General features: G+C 52.8%; 14 protein-coding genes and 3 pseudogenes. 7 read left to right on the top strand and 10 right to left on the bottom strand.

The window, feature by feature from the left end:
• Window positions 1-115: 115 nt before the first annotated feature.
• Window positions 116-433 carry a hypothetical protein gene (locus CIP100161_RS08330; protein ID WP_232053135.1) on the top strand — a complete coding sequence of 106 codons (318 nt, stop codon included), beginning with the start codon at window positions 116-118 and terminating at the stop codon, window positions 431-433.
• On the opposite strand, the pseudogene CIP100161_RS08325 reads toward CIP100161_RS08330, so the two are convergent.
• Window positions 419-1,508 (bottom strand): annotated as a pseudogene (locus CIP100161_RS08325) (IS3 family transposase). The gene CIP100161_RS08330 and the pseudogene CIP100161_RS08325 sit on opposite strands and share 15 nt — an antisense overlap.
• A gap of 203 nt (window positions 1,509-1,711) precedes the next feature.
• Between CIP100161_RS08325 and CIP100161_RS12585 the strand changes: the two are divergent.
• The 4 genes and pseudogenes from CIP100161_RS12585 (at window position 1,712) to CIP100161_RS08305 (ending at window position 4,699) form a co-directional block, all read left to right on the top strand.
• A complete protein-coding gene (locus CIP100161_RS12585) occupies window positions 1,712-1,825 on the top strand; it encodes an HNH endonuclease (RefSeq protein ID WP_232053134.1) in 114 nt (37 codons plus the stop codon).
• A 9-nt stretch (window positions 1,826-1,834) separates the two neighbouring features.
• Window positions 1,835-2,770: an SMI1/KNR4 family protein gene (locus CIP100161_RS08315; protein ID WP_155873524.1), complete on the top strand. Its 936-nt coding sequence runs from the start codon at window positions 1,835-1,837 to the stop codon at window positions 2,768-2,770.
• 310 nt (window positions 2,771-3,080) lie between these two features.
• Window positions 3,081-3,431: pseudogene (locus CIP100161_RS12580) on the top strand (helix-turn-helix domain-containing protein); the annotation flags it as partial.
• Between the two features lie 125 nt (window positions 3,432-3,556).
• Window positions 3,557-4,699 (top strand): annotated as a pseudogene (locus CIP100161_RS08305) (IS256 family transposase).
• 231 nt (window positions 4,700-4,930) lie between these two features.
• Here CIP100161_RS08305 and CIP100161_RS08295 read toward each other — a convergent pair.
• The 4 genes from CIP100161_RS08295 to glnA all read right to left on the bottom strand — a co-directional run bounded on the left by CIP100161_RS08295 (window position 4,931) and on the right by glnA (window position 7,832).
• The gene (locus tag CIP100161_RS08295; protein WP_232053133.1) at window positions 4,931-5,308 is read right to left on the bottom strand and encodes a hypothetical protein; all 378 of its coding nucleotides are present in this window, start codon (window positions 5,306-5,308) and stop codon (window positions 4,931-4,933) included.
• Complete coding sequence (locus tag CIP100161_RS08290) at window positions 5,305-5,784, bottom strand: Panacea domain-containing protein (RefSeq protein WP_155873522.1); 480 nt, start codon at window positions 5,782-5,784, stop codon at window positions 5,305-5,307. The genes CIP100161_RS08295 and CIP100161_RS08290 overlap by 4 nt, the downstream gene beginning before the upstream one ends.
• A 164-nt stretch (window positions 5,785-5,948) precedes the next feature.
• Complete coding sequence (locus CIP100161_RS08285) at window positions 5,949-6,200, bottom strand: hypothetical protein (protein ID WP_155873520.1); 252 nt, start codon at window positions 6,198-6,200, stop codon at window positions 5,949-5,951.
• Window positions 6,201-6,395: 195 nt separating this feature from the next.
• A complete protein-coding gene (gene glnA / locus CIP100161_RS08280; RefSeq protein ID WP_155873518.1) occupies window positions 6,396-7,832 on the bottom strand; it encodes a type I glutamate--ammonia ligase in 1,437 nt (478 codons plus the stop codon).
• A 195-nt stretch (window positions 7,833-8,027) separates the two neighbouring features.
• On the opposite strand from glnA, the gene CIP100161_RS08275 reads away from it, so the two are divergent.
• Entirely contained in the window at window positions 8,028-8,501 is a 474-nt protein-coding gene (locus tag CIP100161_RS08275; protein ID WP_155873517.1) for an RDD family protein, read from the top strand.
• A gap of 46 nt (window positions 8,502-8,547) precedes the next feature.
• Here the strand turns inward: CIP100161_RS08275 and CIP100161_RS08270 are convergent, their stop codons facing one another.
• The 4 genes from CIP100161_RS08270 to sucB form a co-directional block, all read right to left on the bottom strand.
• Window positions 8,548-9,321, bottom strand: coding sequence for a DUF4191 domain-containing protein (locus tag CIP100161_RS08270; RefSeq protein WP_155873515.1), 774 nt, complete (start codon window positions 9,319-9,321; stop codon window positions 8,548-8,550).
• A 68-nt stretch (window positions 9,322-9,389) separates the two neighbouring features.
• Window positions 9,390-10,439, bottom strand: a complete 1,050-nt coding sequence (locus CIP100161_RS08265; RefSeq protein ID WP_155873513.1) for a lipoyl synthase — start codon at window positions 10,437-10,439, stop codon at window positions 9,390-9,392.
• A gap of 91 nt (window positions 10,440-10,530) precedes the next feature.
• Window positions 10,531-11,283: a lipoyl(octanoyl) transferase LipB gene (lipB, locus tag CIP100161_RS08260; protein ID WP_155873511.1), complete on the bottom strand. Its 753-nt coding sequence runs from the start codon at window positions 11,281-11,283 to the stop codon at window positions 10,531-10,533.
• A gap of 116 nt (window positions 11,284-11,399) precedes the next feature.
• The gene (gene sucB, locus CIP100161_RS08255) at window positions 11,400-13,031 is read right to left on the bottom strand and encodes a 2-oxoglutarate dehydrogenase, E2 component, dihydrolipoamide succinyltransferase (protein ID WP_155873509.1); all 1,632 of its coding nucleotides are present in this window, start codon (window positions 13,029-13,031) and stop codon (window positions 11,400-11,402) included.
• Window positions 13,032-13,156: 125 nt separating this feature from the next.
• Between sucB and CIP100161_RS08250 the strand changes: the two genes are divergently transcribed.
• The gene (locus CIP100161_RS08250) at window positions 13,157-13,558 is read left to right on the top strand and encodes an oxidoreductase (RefSeq protein ID WP_155873507.1); all 402 of its coding nucleotides are present in this window, start codon (window positions 13,157-13,159) and stop codon (window positions 13,556-13,558) included.
• 63 nt (window positions 13,559-13,621) lie between these two features.
• Here CIP100161_RS08250 and CIP100161_RS08245 read toward each other — a convergent pair whose 3' ends face one another.
• Complete coding sequence (locus CIP100161_RS08245; RefSeq protein WP_155873505.1) at window positions 13,622-15,124, bottom strand: leucyl aminopeptidase; 1,503 nt, start codon at window positions 15,122-15,124, stop codon at window positions 13,622-13,624.
• Window positions 15,125-15,181 lie beyond the last annotated feature (57 nt).

Here is a 15,181-nt window from a genome sequence, read left to right as displayed (position 1 = left end):
TAACTGGTGGAAGTGAACCTTATTTGAAAAATCCTGCGATCTTAGCGGTGAGGGACTGTTCGATAGAACCACTAGGGAAATACTCGTGTCTGGAGACTGTGATTTACTAAATGACATGAGTGATATTCATGACGAACAGCCAGAAGAACTGCGCGGTGAGCACCCGTCTGAAGTCCAAGATGATGAGCAAGGGGAGTCACTCCACAAAACCATCGAGGAATTGACCGATGGAATGAAAATCACCAACGACAACCCCATCACCTACGGGGAATACAGGGCTGCGGAGAATGATCCTAACCACCCGCTTCATGACCCAGATAACCCACTTCATGAGCAGGGGCCTGGCCCCCGGAAAGTGGACACGCTGGGGGTTAGCTATGCTACTTGGGTCAGTGTAGGTGAATTAAGCGCTTCGAAGTCATCGGAGGGCTAGAAGGTCGCACCAAGAGTGCCGCCTGCGCGTGTTGTAGCGCATACACCACCGGAAGATTTCCTGCCGGCAGCTGATTGGGCTTTCAAAGAGCTTCCTATCACGCAGTACTTCACGCTTTACGGTGGCGTTAAAGGATTCTGCTGGGGCGTTATCAGCACTCGTTCCCACTGCTGCCATAGATTAGCGCACACCAAGCTTAGCGCAGTGGCCCCCAACGCCTGTGCGGTGTACACACTGCCAAGATCAAAATGGAAAAAATGCCCCCCCCTTTTAAGGCTTCCTCGGACCTTTCTGGCATGAGACAAAGCCCCGATAACCAGCGATACCCGCATATGATCCGCGAGTGCATGACCGACAAGCTCGCGGGAGCAGACGTGGTTTGACCTGTCAGCGGTGAATTCTGCGGCCTACTAGATCTGGCATGGCACGGTGGCCAGTCGTGCGCCTAGTGGTGATGCATCGGCGCTGCTTGGTAAAGCCTTTTCAGCCTCATGGATTTTCATGATGCGTGCGACCTTCTTGTGATTGATCGGGCCAAAGCTCGTATCGGTTTTAAGGTTTGCAGCGATGCGTTTAGCACCATAAAGCCCGTGCTCATCATCAAAAGTGGTCTTGATTTTTGCACCAATAGCGGCATCGGAATACATTTTTAACCTGCGATTTTCACGGGTTTGCACCCATTTATAAAACGAGGAGCGATTGAGCCTTAACACGTGGCACATCCGCTTGACCGAGTATTCGGTTCGGTGGTCATAGACAAACTGGAAGCGGATTACCAGCGTGTCTTTTTAAGCAAAATATTTTGCGGCCTTGCGTAGGATATCGCGTTTTTCGCGCAACGTTGCGTTTTCTTTTGTCTCACTGGCGGATCCGTTCGGAATCATTCGTTGCGTGGGCTTTATCATGCACGGCTTTAATACGCGCACGCTTTTTCGGTGTCGTGCTTTTTGGCCCATGAATGCAGCGAGTCACGGTTGATATCGAGCTCTGCTGATGCTGCGTTTAGCGAGAGGTCGTCATTGTTCTCATAGAGAGCTACAGCATCGCGTTTGCACTGTTCGGAGTACTTGGACATGATGGTAGATTACCTTTCTTCCCAGCCCGACTGGGCTGGATATCAGGTGTCCACCAAAAAGGGTCAGGTCCCAATCCCGAAGCTATGCCGTACGGCAAGGTTCCGGATGTAACTATTGTTCCCACCGGGAGAAGTTACAAGGACATTCGTGCAGCCGACGCAGCACTCGGGATTGACAGAAAATATCGAAAAAACATGGCCTAGTGTGGCATCATCACCAAGACACAGGAAGGATGCAGCTTATTAACAAAGAAGTTCACAACGTGGTAAGGCATACTGGCGGATACGCAGTATGGAGCAAAAATCTCAACGTTTAAGGAAGACCAATGAACAGTTGCAAAATTGATTTTGAATACCCTGGCAAAAAATGCACGGTTTTAAAGATTGCACAAATTGAAAAGACACTTGGGAAGAAACTCCCGAAGGCTTACAAGGATTTGATCAAGTGCTGCGGAGGGGGAGTTCTTTCCCTAGAAAATAATCCGATCGAACTGCCAATGGACGATTCTTCCGAAGACTATGTGCTCAATGTCGAGCAGATTCTCGGTAATGGGAAAACCTCAAGTGGAGACAACAATGATCTACTTACTTATGGCCGATTCCTTACCGAAGAATACGAGATCCCCGATGAAGTACTGCTTTTTGGGTTTTGCGAAAGCGGAATGCATGAATACCTGGTGATCAACTACGGATTGAAAGACTTTCCTGAGGGCAGTGTTTTGTTCTGCAACGATGAAGAAAATCCTGGAGAATACATCCAAGTAGCATCAACATTTGCAGAATTTCTTGAGCTCTTAGAGCCAGATCCAGAATTTTCCGAATCAACCGTGGAAAGCGACCCGAAATACATTCACGCACGCTCGATGAATGGTGCATTGACCCCAGAACTCGAACGAGCAATTGCGGCGACCCCAACTCCAGGTCTTGAGCATGAAATCCGTTGTGCAGCAAAGAGCACAGGACTCTATGTCTCAGGGCGGTCGCAGGAGACGTGGCACCTTTTTGATTTAGTCTATTGGTCTATCCAGCATGTCAAGCCGTACCGCCAAATTGAAGAGCTCACAGTTATGGATTCTCCAGAAGCGATGCGCACGATGTTAAGCGAGTCTTTTATTATCCCAGAGCACATCTCCGGCTTCCTTAGCGATATAGCTACGTTTGAGCTGTGGTGGGAAGATCGGATTAAGGAAAACCGGCTTGTCCAACACGAGGATGGCTATCGTCTCGATAGTTCCTACATGGACGCCGTCCTCAAAAAGTAGTTACTGGAAGCGACTTCTTGTTGAAGAGTTTCTAAAAAGTAGTAGTAAGTAATGTCAGCAAGGACGAGTTTCTTGCTATCAGTTGAAAAGTCAACAGGAGCAGAGTGCCTGTTGACTTTTTAATGTAAGGCGGCCAGCGTCGATCTGTTGACAACTAGCTATGTCTTGTCTTGTCGGCGGACATGAAAAACTGACCAGTGGCGGACACGGGATTTGGGGGTTTGGGGAGTTTTAGTGGGGGTAGAAAAAATGAACTGCTCCCCATTAGTTGGACTGAGAAATCAGACACCGACTAATAGGGAGTGTTTCTATGAGCACACGAAGTTCTCTGCCAGAGGAACAACGAGAACAGCTCGTTGGCCTATGTGAGCAAGACTTGGGGTTTACGGCTGCGGCACGTCGGATTGGGGTCCGGCGCGCCCCAGCTCGTAGCCTGTACCATCGCTGGCTTCTCCATGGCAGGCTATGTCTTGTGGAGAAACCAACCAAGAAGCACTACTCCTTCGAGATCAAAAAGGAAGTAGTCGACCGTTTCCTCGCTGGCGAAACACGCATGGACCTGGCGAAGGAATTTCAGCTGTCCTCACCTCAACAGGTCAAAGACTGGGTGAGTAAGTGGCGCAAAGGCGGTGATGAGGCGCTTAGGACCAAACCGAAGGGGTTGCGTCCGTTAGCGTGGTGTATCTGTGACCCAGGTGAAGCCTCGTGCCGGTGCATAACAAGACGACCATCGCGGATACTTTTTCGAATCAACCCCTACATCTCCTCGAAAGGAAGAAACCCACGATGACCACTGATTCCAATCATATCGACCCGACTGCCTATATCGAAGAACTGCTCGCCCAAGCCTCCCCTGACTTGATGTGCCAGATGCTTACAGACTTCATCAACCACATTCTCTCCGCCCAAGCTGACAGTGTGTGCGGCGCCGATGACACCACGGTTTCTCCCCAGCGGACTAATACCCGCAATGGCTACCGCCACCGCAGGCTTGATACCCGCGTCGGCTCACGTGATATTGCTATCCCGAAGCTACGCCAAGGAGCGTTCTTCCCCGACTGGCTCCTAGAACGGCGCACCCGTACCGAGCCAGCTCTGACTACCGTAATAGCGACGCGTTACCTTAAAAGGGCGTATCCACTAGGCGTATGAATGACCTGGTTGCTTCCTTAGGTATTGACAACCTGTCCAAGTCGCAGGTATCTGACATGACCAAAGAACTCGACATGATGGTCGCTGACTTTCGCACCCGCCCTTTAGATAGCGGCCCTTATTTCTACCTGTCGTGTGACGCATTGACCATGAAAGTCCGCGAGGGTGGACGCGTGGTTACAACCAGCGTGCTTGTCGCTACCGGCGTCAACAACGACGGCTACCGTGAATTACTAGGAATGCAGGTCGCCACATCAGAATCCGTGGAGTAATGGATCGGGTTCTTCCAGGACCTCAAAGCCTGCGGGGTGGCAGTGGTGCCGCACACATTGTGCCAAGAATCTATCGTCGAAAGTATCTCAACGCCAGTGGACCACGCTATCTGGAATGTTTCATTCCATTTTCCAGCAAGCTAACACCCAGGCCACCTGGGACCAGGCCTGGGAAGTAGTAGAGTTCTGCAACGAGCGTTTCCCTGAGGTTGCTGGCTACTTAGAGGAGTCGTTGGATGAGATTCTCGCCTTTACGAACACACCAAAAGCTGTGTGGACAAAGGTGTGGTCTAATAACCCAACGGATCGACTTAACCGTGAGATTCGCCGGCGCACCGACGTGGTCGGAATCTTCCCCAACCGTGCATCGGTTATCCGCCTTGTCGGTGCTGTGCTGGCGGAACAGCATGATGATTGGATCCAGCAGAAACGTTACATGTCGCTAGCTAGCTTGGAACACACACGCGCACTGATTGCCACCAACACCGTTGAGGAGGCAGCCTAATGAATCACCATCAGGCCTGGGCCAGTCCACGACAACGTCCCCCTGAAATTGTCCTTGATTCAGAAAGTGCAGATACACCACTTCATCGGACTTGACCAGAAACGACTCAAAGGTCTGACTCCGATGCGCTACCGGAACCAGACCCTTAAATCCCTAACCGACTAGAATAAAACCAGCCCAACTCTCAGGGACCAGTTCAACATCTAGAGCGCTGGGGCGGTGGTCTTTGTCTTACTTGTCGCCGTCTTTCTTTTGACTGAACCAATGCGAGCCGAAAACGAAACCAACGACAGTTGTGGTTATCAACTTAAGCGTATCTACAGCCGTGGGAATTACTTCACTTTTTTGAGCCCATGGAAAAACACTAACGATAGCGAGCAAGAAAATTAAGAACACACACAGCAAGACAAGTTCCATACCCTTGCTTAACTGGTAATTCTTACGTTTATCGTCGAGGCTTAGTTCATCAGATGTTGTAGACGTAGTCAATTCTTTCTCACCGAAAAGTGGACTATCTTCACCGCCCTCATGAATCGCGGGCGGCTCAGCACGCGACTTGGCCGGTTCATTGTCTACTTGCCGTGACGCCGCTTCTTCTTGCTCGCTCATGCTGTAGTTAAACCGAGTTCGTGGCGGTAGGTGTTATCGGCGGCGATGTGGGCGGACGAAAGAAACGGCTGTTCGTTCTGAAAAGACTTATCCCATGCCGAGTTTTCCATATGCGTAATGCGTGAGAGGTCAACAGCCGAGTGACCCTTAGTTGCCGACCAAACGGTATCAAGCACTCGCTGTAATGCGGGGTCGGCGCTCTCGTTAATCATGTGAGACTGGTTTTCCGCGTCCTTGGCAAAACGGGTGATGAAGTCACGACTAAACGGGCGAAACTCGCTGTACACGCTGCGCAATACCGGGCCGTACTGCCAAGTTTCAAACCGTTCACTAAACAAGGATTTACCGGTGTTCTTTTGATACTCGGCTGCTGCGAAATACAGAATCTTTTGCAACTTCATAGGGCTTATCCTGCACTTTTCGGCAAAAGCGCGGTTCAGAACGTTGTTAGCAATCAGTGTTGGTACGTATGTCATTGGTTCCACCTCCTTGACCACGAACTATAGCAACGCGTAGCCCTCGCGCGCTAGGTGGCGCGCGGTGAGCGGGTGCACTCTATCGGTACACCAAACGGGGTATAGATTTATAAAGCAGGTTGCGCCAACAACGAGAGTCGTAACGCTTCGGCAAAATATGACGCTCAGCTAGGGGACGGCGACCGCTCTAAAAGGGAATGCGCGGAATTGACAGCTTCGCAGTACTGCGTGCGGTGCAAATTGTCGTCTCGAATTTCAAGCGTATTCGTGGCTACCTTCGTCGTGACCGAGACGGGGGAGATTAGCCCGAACCGACCACGCGGCGGACGGCCTTGGAAGAAGAAGCCAATGGAAATCTTCGAGATTGCCTGAGCGAATGCGCCACCGGAAGAAAGTAAGGCTGCATAAGAGACCACGAGACCCAACCTTGGTTCGTGGTCTACAGGTCATGCCTTGGCCCTGTTCCTGAACGGAAATGGCGCGAGCGGACAGCTTGAAGCCTGCCGCATAGAAGAAAACCCAGACTGCTCAAGTGAGGAGTCTGGGTTTTCTATTGTGTTCGGGAGATTCGCAAATAACTACTGTCTAGAAGCGCAAATGTTCCTAAACGCTTAGCAGTCGAAGTACATCTCGAACTCCTGCGGGGTTGGGCGCAGGCGAACAGGTGCAATTTCATTGTCGTACTTGAGCTTGATGTAGGTGTCGATCAAGTCGTCGGTGAAGACGTCGCCGTCGGTGAGGAACTCGTTGTCCTCCTCCAAAGCCTTCAGGGATGCCTCGAGGGAGGTCGGTGCCTGAGGGATGGAAGCGGCTTCTTCTGGCGGCAGCTCGTAGAGGTCCTTGTCTACAGGTGCGTGTGGCTCGATGCGGTTCTTGATGCCGTCGAGGCCTGCGAGCATCATGGCAGCGAAACCGAAGTATGGGTTGCCTGATGGGTCTGGTGCGCGGAATTCGATGCGCTTGGCCTTTGGGTTGGAGCCGGTAATCGGAATGCGGATCGCAGCCGAGCGGTTGCGCTGGGAGTACACGAGGTTGATGGGAGCCTCGAAGCCGGGAACCAAGCGGTGGTAGGAGTTAAGCGTTGGGTTGGTAAAAGCCAAGACTGCGCCTGCGTGGTGCAGGATACCACCGATGTAGTAGCGGGCCATGTCGGAAAGGCCAGCGTAGCCGACCTCATCGTGGAACAGCGGCTTGCCGTCCTTCCACAGTGATTGGTGGGCGTGCATACCGGAGCCGTTGTCGCCTGCCAGTGGCTTAGGCATAAATGTTGCGGTCTTGCCGTTGCGGAAAGCGGTGTTCTTGATGATGTACTTGAAGGTCTGTAGATCATCGGCAGCGTGGAGCAGGGTGTTGAATCGGTAGTTGATCTCTTGCTGTGATCCGGTACCGCATTCTGGGTGCTGGCGCTCAACGTCAAAGCCTGCGTCGCGCAAGGTGAGTGTCATCTCGTCGCGAAGATCTTCGAGGGTGTCGTATGGCGCGCATTGGCCGTAGCCGCCCTTGAATGGGGTCTTGTAGCCGCGGTTATGGGTGCCATCGAGGTTTTGGTCTACGCCGCGGTTCCACCAGCCGTTGTCGGAGTCGACCTCGTAGTGGGAGCGGTTGCCTTCAATTTCGTAGCTGACTTTGTCAAACACGTAGAATTCAGCTTCCGCGCCGAAGAAGCAGGTGTCAGCGATGCCGGTAGAAGCCAAGTACTGCTCGGCTTTGCGGGCAACGTTACGTGGGTCACGGGAGAATGGCTCACGAGTGAATGGGTCGTGGACAAAGAACTTCATGTTCAGTGTCTTCGCCTTGCGGAATGGGTCGACCATTGCGGTGGCAACGTCGGGGTGCAAGTTCATGTCGGATTCGTCGATGGTGGTAAATCCTCGGATGGAGGAACCATCAAATGCGAAGCCATCTTCAGCAGCTTCCTCGGTGAACATCGATGCAGGGATGGTGATGCGCTGTTCACGGCCCGGAACGTCGGTGAAGCGAATATCAAGAAACTCGACGTTTTCTTCTTTGATGTACTTAATGACGTCTTCGGTGGAAGTAAAAGCCACGTTGACTCCTCGTTATAAGGTGTATGGGTTTATAGCGCTAACGCTGACACATTGATAAGCGGTCGTAGGTTATATGCGCGACTAGCTTAACCTATTATCTATAGGGCTATCAAAAATGGTGACCGCGGTTACTCCAACCATCATGCCAGAAACCACGTTCGTGTGAATGCTGTCATCCATATTAAGGTAGGGGACATGGCAAACCCCAAGCGTAGCTGGCTCGATGGCCCACAGATCCCCGCAGAATTCGACGGAAACCGTATCGCTCGTTGGCCAGGTGAATTCCTTGGCCTCCCCAAAGAAGGCCCTGGAGCTTTGGCCTCTGTCATGCGTCGTGCCTTGGGAGTGGCAATTGACTGGATCATATGTCTTATCGCCGCTGTGCTGATTACCAACGTAACCCATGTTCTTGGCGGCACATCGACTGTCGCACTGATTCTCTTCTTTATTCTCGGAGTCGTGAGCGTCTGGCTGTTTGCACGCACCCCTGGGCAAGCGTCGGTAGGCATTGGAGTTGCGCGTATCGACGCTCGCGATGCGCACGTGGGCTTCCTGCGTGCCCTTGCGCGTACTGCGTTTACGTGCTTCATTTTCCCTGCAGTGCTTGTCGACGCCGACGGGCGCGGCATGCATGACCGAGCTACTGGCACCGCAGTCGTTTTCGGATAGCAACAAAAATTCCCACGCACACGTGCGTGGGAATTTTTCTATCTTCTTACTTATTGCGTTCTGCCGAACGACGAGCGCGACGGTTCATGCCCGACACTTTGCCGCCCTTAGGAATTGGTCCCTTGGGAAGAGCCGCACCTCCGGCATTAATGTTGTCCATAGACTCGATGCGGTTAGCGATGCTGTACACGTCGTTCTTCTTGTACACGCGAGGCAACTTCATCAAAGTGCTCTGAAGCTTCTTCAGCGAAACTTCGCCCTCACCGGAACCAATGTAGATCTCATGCACTGGCACACCTGGTGCGAGACGCTCCAAGCGCTTGCGCTGCTGGCTTACCAGCGGGCGAAGGTGAGATTTGTTGCCCTCGCCGACAAGTACGATGCCGCACACGCCAATGGTGCGGTGCAGTACATCCATGTTCTTGGTAAAAGCAACACCGGTCTTAGTACGCCATGCCATGCCATAACCGGAACGCATGTTTTCCAAAGCCCAGCCTGCTGCGCCTGCTTGGCCTTCTGCGCGATCGTACACGCTGGCCTGCAAACGGCGACTAAACAAGAACATTGCCAATGCGGCGCCGAGGATCAAGCCGGTAACCAGCATGAACCACTGGCCGTTCCACAACAAACCGATGAGGAAGAAAGCCAAGCCGGTGCCCAAGAAGGCAGCAAGCATAATCGGGATCAGCGCTTTATCCTGCTTGCGTTGGATATTAAACGCCTGCCAGATCTGTGCCCAGTTCTGGCGACGTTGAGCACGCTTAGCGGCGCGTTGCTCCTTCTTTGCGGCCTTTGCGGCCTGCTTGTTCACGTCAGCCATGCATACCACCTTAGCGGGGCGAGTGGGGATTATTTAAATAACTCACCGGCCTCGCCCTTATAACTGTCTTAAGCCTTCGACGACACCACAGGGGTGTCTTGGGAAGGACCGTACTTTTCCAACAAGGTATTTGCTTCTTGTGCAGTACTGCCATCGGCAGTCGTGGCTAAATGAGCCAAGTTTTCTGGCAAGGACTCACCGCGAGCCGCGAGAGCCTCGGAATAAAGCTTTCCGGCACGATAGGAAGAACGCACCAATGGCCCCGACATAACAGCACCAAATCCAAGTTCACGCGCAAATTCGGCGTGATCGATAAATTCCTCAGGTTTTACCCAACGGTCGATGGGATGGTACATCGGACCAGGGCGAAGATACTGGGTAATCGTGATGATGTCGCAACCTGCCGAGTGTAGATCAACCAATGCATCACGGATTTCGTCGACAGTTTCACCCATACCCAAGATCAGGTTGGATTTGGTAACTAATCCAAAATCGCGAGCTTGGCGGATTACGTCCAAGGAACGCTCGTAGCGGAATGCGGGACGAATCCGTTTGAAGATGCGAGGAACCGTTTCGAGGTTGTGCGCAAAAACTTCGGGACGAGCCTCGAAAACCTCCTGCAACAAGTCAGGTTTGCCGGAGAAATCAGGGGTGAGGTTTTCTACGCCGGTGTGGGGATTGAGCTCATGAATCTTGCGAACAACTTCTGCATATAGCCAAGCGCCTTCATCTTCAAGATCGTCACGGGTCACACCAGTAATGGTCGAGTAATTCAGCTGCATTTCGCGTACCGATTCTGCGACACGACGTGGCTCATCGCGATCGAGCGGTTCGGGCTTAGCAGAATTAATCTGACAGAAATCGCAACGGCGCGAGCAGTTAGCTCCACCAATCAAGAAGGTAGCCTCACGCGACTCCCAGCATTCGTGGATATTAGGGCAGCCGGCTTCTTGGCATACGGTGTGCAGGCTTGCGCCAGACACCTTCTTTTTCATGTCCTGATATTCAGGGCCAGTTTTTACAGCGGTGCGGATCCAACGTGGTTTGCTCTCGATGGGGGTCTGCGAGTTGCGCGCCTCAACTCTGAGCATTCTGCGTCCTTCGGGTGCTTTAGTCACCCTTTGCAGAGTACTCGTGATTGCTGTGGTCGTCGACACGGACCTAAACAACCAGCAAGAAGCACCCCTTAATTTGTTGTCGTATCTGCAATTAGGGGTGTCGTGGAATCTTCGTAGGGTCCGGAGCCGAAGCAAAACTATGATCGGCCACCACCAATCGGCCTGCAAATGCATCATCGAGAGCAGCTAACAGAGGAGCGATCATTGACGCGGGAGTGACATCGCTTCCCACTTCTTGCGTCATCGTGGTCACCCCAGCATCAGAGATACCACACGGAACGATGTAATCATAGAACTCAGTCGTATTGTCACAGTTCAGGGCCAAACCGTGCATGGTCACGCCACCAGCAATGCGGATACCTAAAGCTGCTACCTTACGGTGTTCTTCCGGAGTCTTTCCTGGAACCCACACACCTGAGCGGCCGTCGATACGCCCAGCGTTGGGGATCCCATGAGTGCGGATGACGTGGATGAGGGCTTCTTCTACGCGGCGAACATAATCGACAACATCGATAGGTTCGGCGAGTTTGATGATTGGGTACATCACCAGCTGCCCTGGGCCATGCCACGTGATCCGACCTCCGCGGTCTACATCAATAACCGGTAGACCGTTCTGTGGACGATCAGAGGGCTGTGTACGCTTGCCTGCGGTGTAAATGCTGGGGTGCTCTAGAACAAGAATGACATCATCGATTTCGTCGCGTTGACGTTGCTTGTTCAACTCTGCTTGGAGATCCCATGCGCGTTGATAATCCATTTGCCCAAGTTCGCGGACTTCGATGGGGGTGCGGGAAGCGCGGATGGATTGGTCGGCTGGAAAGAACGGATCTCGAACAGCAGTCATGGATCACACTATAGTCCGTTGTTACGGAAGCACTGGAGATAAAGCGAAATGCCTAGTGGCAGACCTTGTCGTGAGAGCAAGGCCTACCACTAGGCGTTTGTAAAGCGTGCTACGAACTAGGAGAGTTCGAGGTCACCTTCGAAGTTGGCGGTCTCGAGGCGATCCTTGATGGTGGTCAAGAAACGACCCGCATCAGCGCCATCGACGATCTGGTGATCGTAGGTCAATGGCAAGTAGACCATCTGGCGAATAGCAATCGAATCGATGCCGTCTTCTGTGATGACTACTGGACGCTTAACAATAGCGCCGGTGCCCAAGATTCCTGCCTGTGGTGGAACCAAGATTGGGGTATCGCTGAGAGCGCCCTCAGAACCAATATTGGTAATGGTGAAGGTGCCACCGGAGAGGTCATTCGGCTTGAGCTTGTTGTTACGAGCACGGTCAGCCAAGTCGACAATTGCCTTAGCTAGCTCAGGCAAGGACAACTCTTGAGCCTTATGGATCACAGGGGTGAGCAGACCAGCTGGGGTATCAACGGCGATGGAGAGGTTGACATCAGCGTGGTAGGTCATTTCCTTGGTCTCAGCGTTGTAGGACGCATTGACGTTCGGGTGAGCAACCAAAGCCTCAACAATTGCCTTTGCAAAGAACGGCAGGTAGGTGAGGTTCACACCGTGCTTTTCTTGGAAGGCTGGCTTGTTGGCCTTACGCAGTTCCGCAACTTTGGTCATATCAACCTCATGCAGCTGAGTGAGCTGAGCAGAAATCTGCAGTGCTTCCACAGTCTTGCGCGCGGTGATCTCGCGAATACGGTTGACCTTCTGGGTGGTGCCGATCAGCTTCTGCTTCTCTGGATCCACGGACTTGGTGGATGCTGCAGAAACTGGGGTAGCAGGGGCGGCCTGTGCTGCAGGGGCTGCGCCAACACCAGCGGCAGCCAAAACATCCTGCTTGCGGATGCGTCCGCCAATGCCAGTGCCTTCAACAGTGGTCAGGTCAACTCCGTGTTTGTCAGCCAGCTTGCGGACCAGCGGAGTGACGTAAGGGACGTTCTCGTTGCTGACGGTCTTGGCAGGAGCTTCCTTCTTTGTCTCAGCCTTTGGTGCCTCTTGCTGTGGCTCTTCTGCAGGAGCCTCCTGCTTTGGTTCCTCCTTGGCTGGTTCTTCTTTGGCTGCTGGTGTAGATCCTGGGGTGCCAATGCGAACGATTACATCTCCGACGTCGACGGTGTCGTCTTCGTTGAAGAGGATTTCAAGGATGGTGCCAGCGACTGGGGATGGGACTTCGGTGTCGACCTTGTCGGTGGAGACTTCGAGGAGTGGTTCGTCGACGTCGACGGTGTCGCCGACGGACTTCAGCCACTGGGTGATGGTGCCTTCGGTGACGGATTCGCCGAGTTCTGGCATGACCACATCGGTGGAGTCAGCTGCTTCAGCCTTTGGTGCCTCTTGCTGTGGCTCTTCTGCAGGAGCCTCCTGCTTTGGTTCCTCCTTGGCTGCTGGAGCGTCGCCTTCCTCGCCAATAATCGCAATAACGTCTCCGACGTCTACGGTGTCATCTTCCTCAAACTTGATCTCAAGCAAGACACCGGAGACAGGCGAAGGAACTTCAGTGTCGACCTTGTCGGTAGATACCTCGAGCAACGGCTCGTCGGCAGTGACCGTGTCACCGACGGACTTCAGCCACTGGGTGATGGTACCTTCGGTGACGGATTCGCCCAGTTCAGGCATTACAACGGAGTGCGCCATTGTGTAAAGACTCCTCGCAAGTCGAGTGTTAAGAACTTTAATAACATACGAGGATACCGTTTTGTCCGGCACAGTGTGACTCGAATAGCCCCAAGATCGCGATTTTGCCCCTAGAATTGTGGATTGTGTTCAACCTTTTTGGCAGAAAAGCTCCTCGTTCCAACATCAAGCCTGCCCGTGGTCCTGGAGAAACGGTGCGGGAAGCCGACCTTCGCTACCTCCAAGAGTGGGTAAGCACACATGCTGTTGTGGAAGCTTTTGTCGAACCGGAAACAATCGTGAATGAAATGTCCGTAGTACTGGTCGATATCACTGGAGAATTCACACGTCGCCGCATCGGAGGCCCAAAAGGCATAGATGTGATCAGTTCGACTTTGGGAGTACCGGTCTATGACGTGGAAGAAACCGGATACCCGCAGCGGATGCGCGAAAAAATTGAGCGGGACCGTATTCTACGTAAACGTGAGGAACAGCGAGAGCGTAGAGAAAAACTACAAAAAGAACGCGAACGCGGGGAATCTCAATAACAAATAAATAAAATAAAGTGGTCAAGGACTAGACATCCTTGACCACTTTATTCTTATAACGTGTTACTGCTCAGCGAGGTTAGAGAGCACCTGCACGAATGTACGTACCGGAACGCCCGTGGCGCGCTTAGGGATATAGCCGTAAACACCTGCTTTGTTGTAAGCAGGGCCAGCAATATCGACGTGTGCCCATTCAATGCCTTCGCCAACAAAGTGACTGAGGTACCAGCCCGCTGCCATCATGCCGCCGGATCGAGATCCGGTGATGTTGCGAATGTCCGCAACAGGAGACTTAACTGCCTCGCCGATTTCCTCTGGTAGCGGCATTGCCCATGCTGGCTCACCAACTGTACGCCCGGTGAGTGCCACCGAATCACGGAATTCTTCGGAGCCCATAACACCTGAGGTGCGATCGCCGAGCGCTACGATTTGAGCGCCGGTTAGCGTTGCGACGTTAAGCAAATAGTCGGGCTTGTCTTCGCTAGCGCGTGCAATGGCGTCCGCGAGCACCAAGCGACCCTCGGCATCAGTGTTGAGGATTTCTGAGGTGATTCCGCCATAGTGGGTAATCACATCGCCTGGGCGGAAAGCATTGCCACCAGGCATATTTTCTGCCAACGGAATAGTCGCCGTGACATTGAGTTTGACGCCAAGACGAGCCGCAGCAATGATCGTGGCCACCATGGTGGCAGAGCCACCCATATCGGAGATCATGTCATCCATGCCAGCGCCTGGCTTGAGAGAAATTCCACCGGTATCGAAGGTGATGCCTTTACCCACCAGCGCGATGGATTTATTGGCTTTCTTTGGCGCCCATGTTAACCGAACCAAACGAGGTTTACGAGAGGAACCGGTTCCCACAGCCAAGATACCGCCGAAGCCCTGCTTTTCCAGCTTTTTCTCATCCAAAATTTCTACACCGAGGCCGAATTTCTCGGCGGTGTCTTGGATAATCGCTGCGTAGGACTCTGGATAGAGATGGGAGGAAGGCGCATTGACTAAGTCGCGGCACAACGCGACAGATTCCGCAATAATCTGGCCTGCGGTGAATTCTTCTTTCGCAGCCTTTTTATCACCGAGGGAAATGAACGTAACCTTTGCCAAAGGCAGCGGCTTCTTTTGCTCTGAGCGCACACCGGTGTAGTTATAAGCACCCAACGCGAAGCCTTCAACAGCTGGTTGCAGACCGAAAGCTCCCAACGTTGTAGCGACGTGACGAACACCAGCCAAGCTTCGAGCTGCATCACCAGCCGCACGACGCAGGGTGTCGTCGTCAAGCGAATCGTTATCGCCCAATCCCACGCCGACGATGAAGTCGGCCTCAATGCCTTCGATCGAAGGAATGCGTACAATTTCGCCGTGTTTACCAGTGGCCCCGACGGCTACGAGCAAATCCCAAATGGCAATCTCAAGATTTTCATCGAACAAACCGCTGGCTGCGAGTTCGAGACCGTCCTCGCCCTTAAACGTTGGGACGACAAGGGCATCAATATCCTCGGGGAGTTTCTTAGACAGCTCGAGCTGAGTAGCTAGTCCGGTCGCCGGCAGTGAGAACTGTGCGCTCACAGGTATTTACCTCCAAAAGTTGGTAGTTGGCGCAAAGCCAAGGAAAAATTTTAGTGT

Source organism: Corynebacterium rouxii (genome assembly GCF_902702935.1).
In the GTDB taxonomy this organism is placed as follows: domain Bacteria; phylum Actinomycetota; class Actinomycetes; order Mycobacteriales; family Mycobacteriaceae; genus Corynebacterium; species Corynebacterium rouxii.
Note: the sequence above shows the minus strand (reverse complement) of the source record. Positions and strands in the feature narration are given on the sequence as shown.

Coding starts and splice junctions, on each gene's coding strand:
- CIP100161_RS08330 (WP_232053135.1), top strand. CDS start 116: ATGAGTGATATTCATGACGAACAGCCAGAAGAACTGCGCGGTGAGCAC.
- CIP100161_RS08315 (WP_155873524.1), top strand. CDS start 1,835: ATGAACAGTTGCAAAATTGATTTTGAATACCCTGGCAAAAAATGCACG.
- CIP100161_RS08295 (WP_232053133.1), bottom strand. CDS start 5,308: ATGAGCGAGCAAGAAGAAGCGGCGTCACGGCAAGTAGACAATGAACCG.
- CIP100161_RS08290 (WP_155873522.1), bottom strand. CDS start 5,784: ATGACATACGTACCAACACTGATTGCTAACAACGTTCTGAACCGCGCT.
- CIP100161_RS08275 (WP_155873517.1), top strand. CDS start 8,028: ATGGCAAACCCCAAGCGTAGCTGGCTCGATGGCCCACAGATCCCCGCA.
- CIP100161_RS08270 (WP_155873515.1), bottom strand. CDS start 9,321: ATGGCTGACGTGAACAAGCAGGCCGCAAAGGCCGCAAAGAAGGAGCAA.
- lipB (WP_155873511.1), bottom strand. CDS start 11,283: ATGACTGCTGTTCGAGATCCGTTCTTTCCAGCCGACCAATCCATCCGC.
- sucB (WP_155873509.1), bottom strand. CDS start 13,031: ATGGCGCACTCCGTTGTAATGCCTGAACTGGGCGAATCCGTCACCGAA.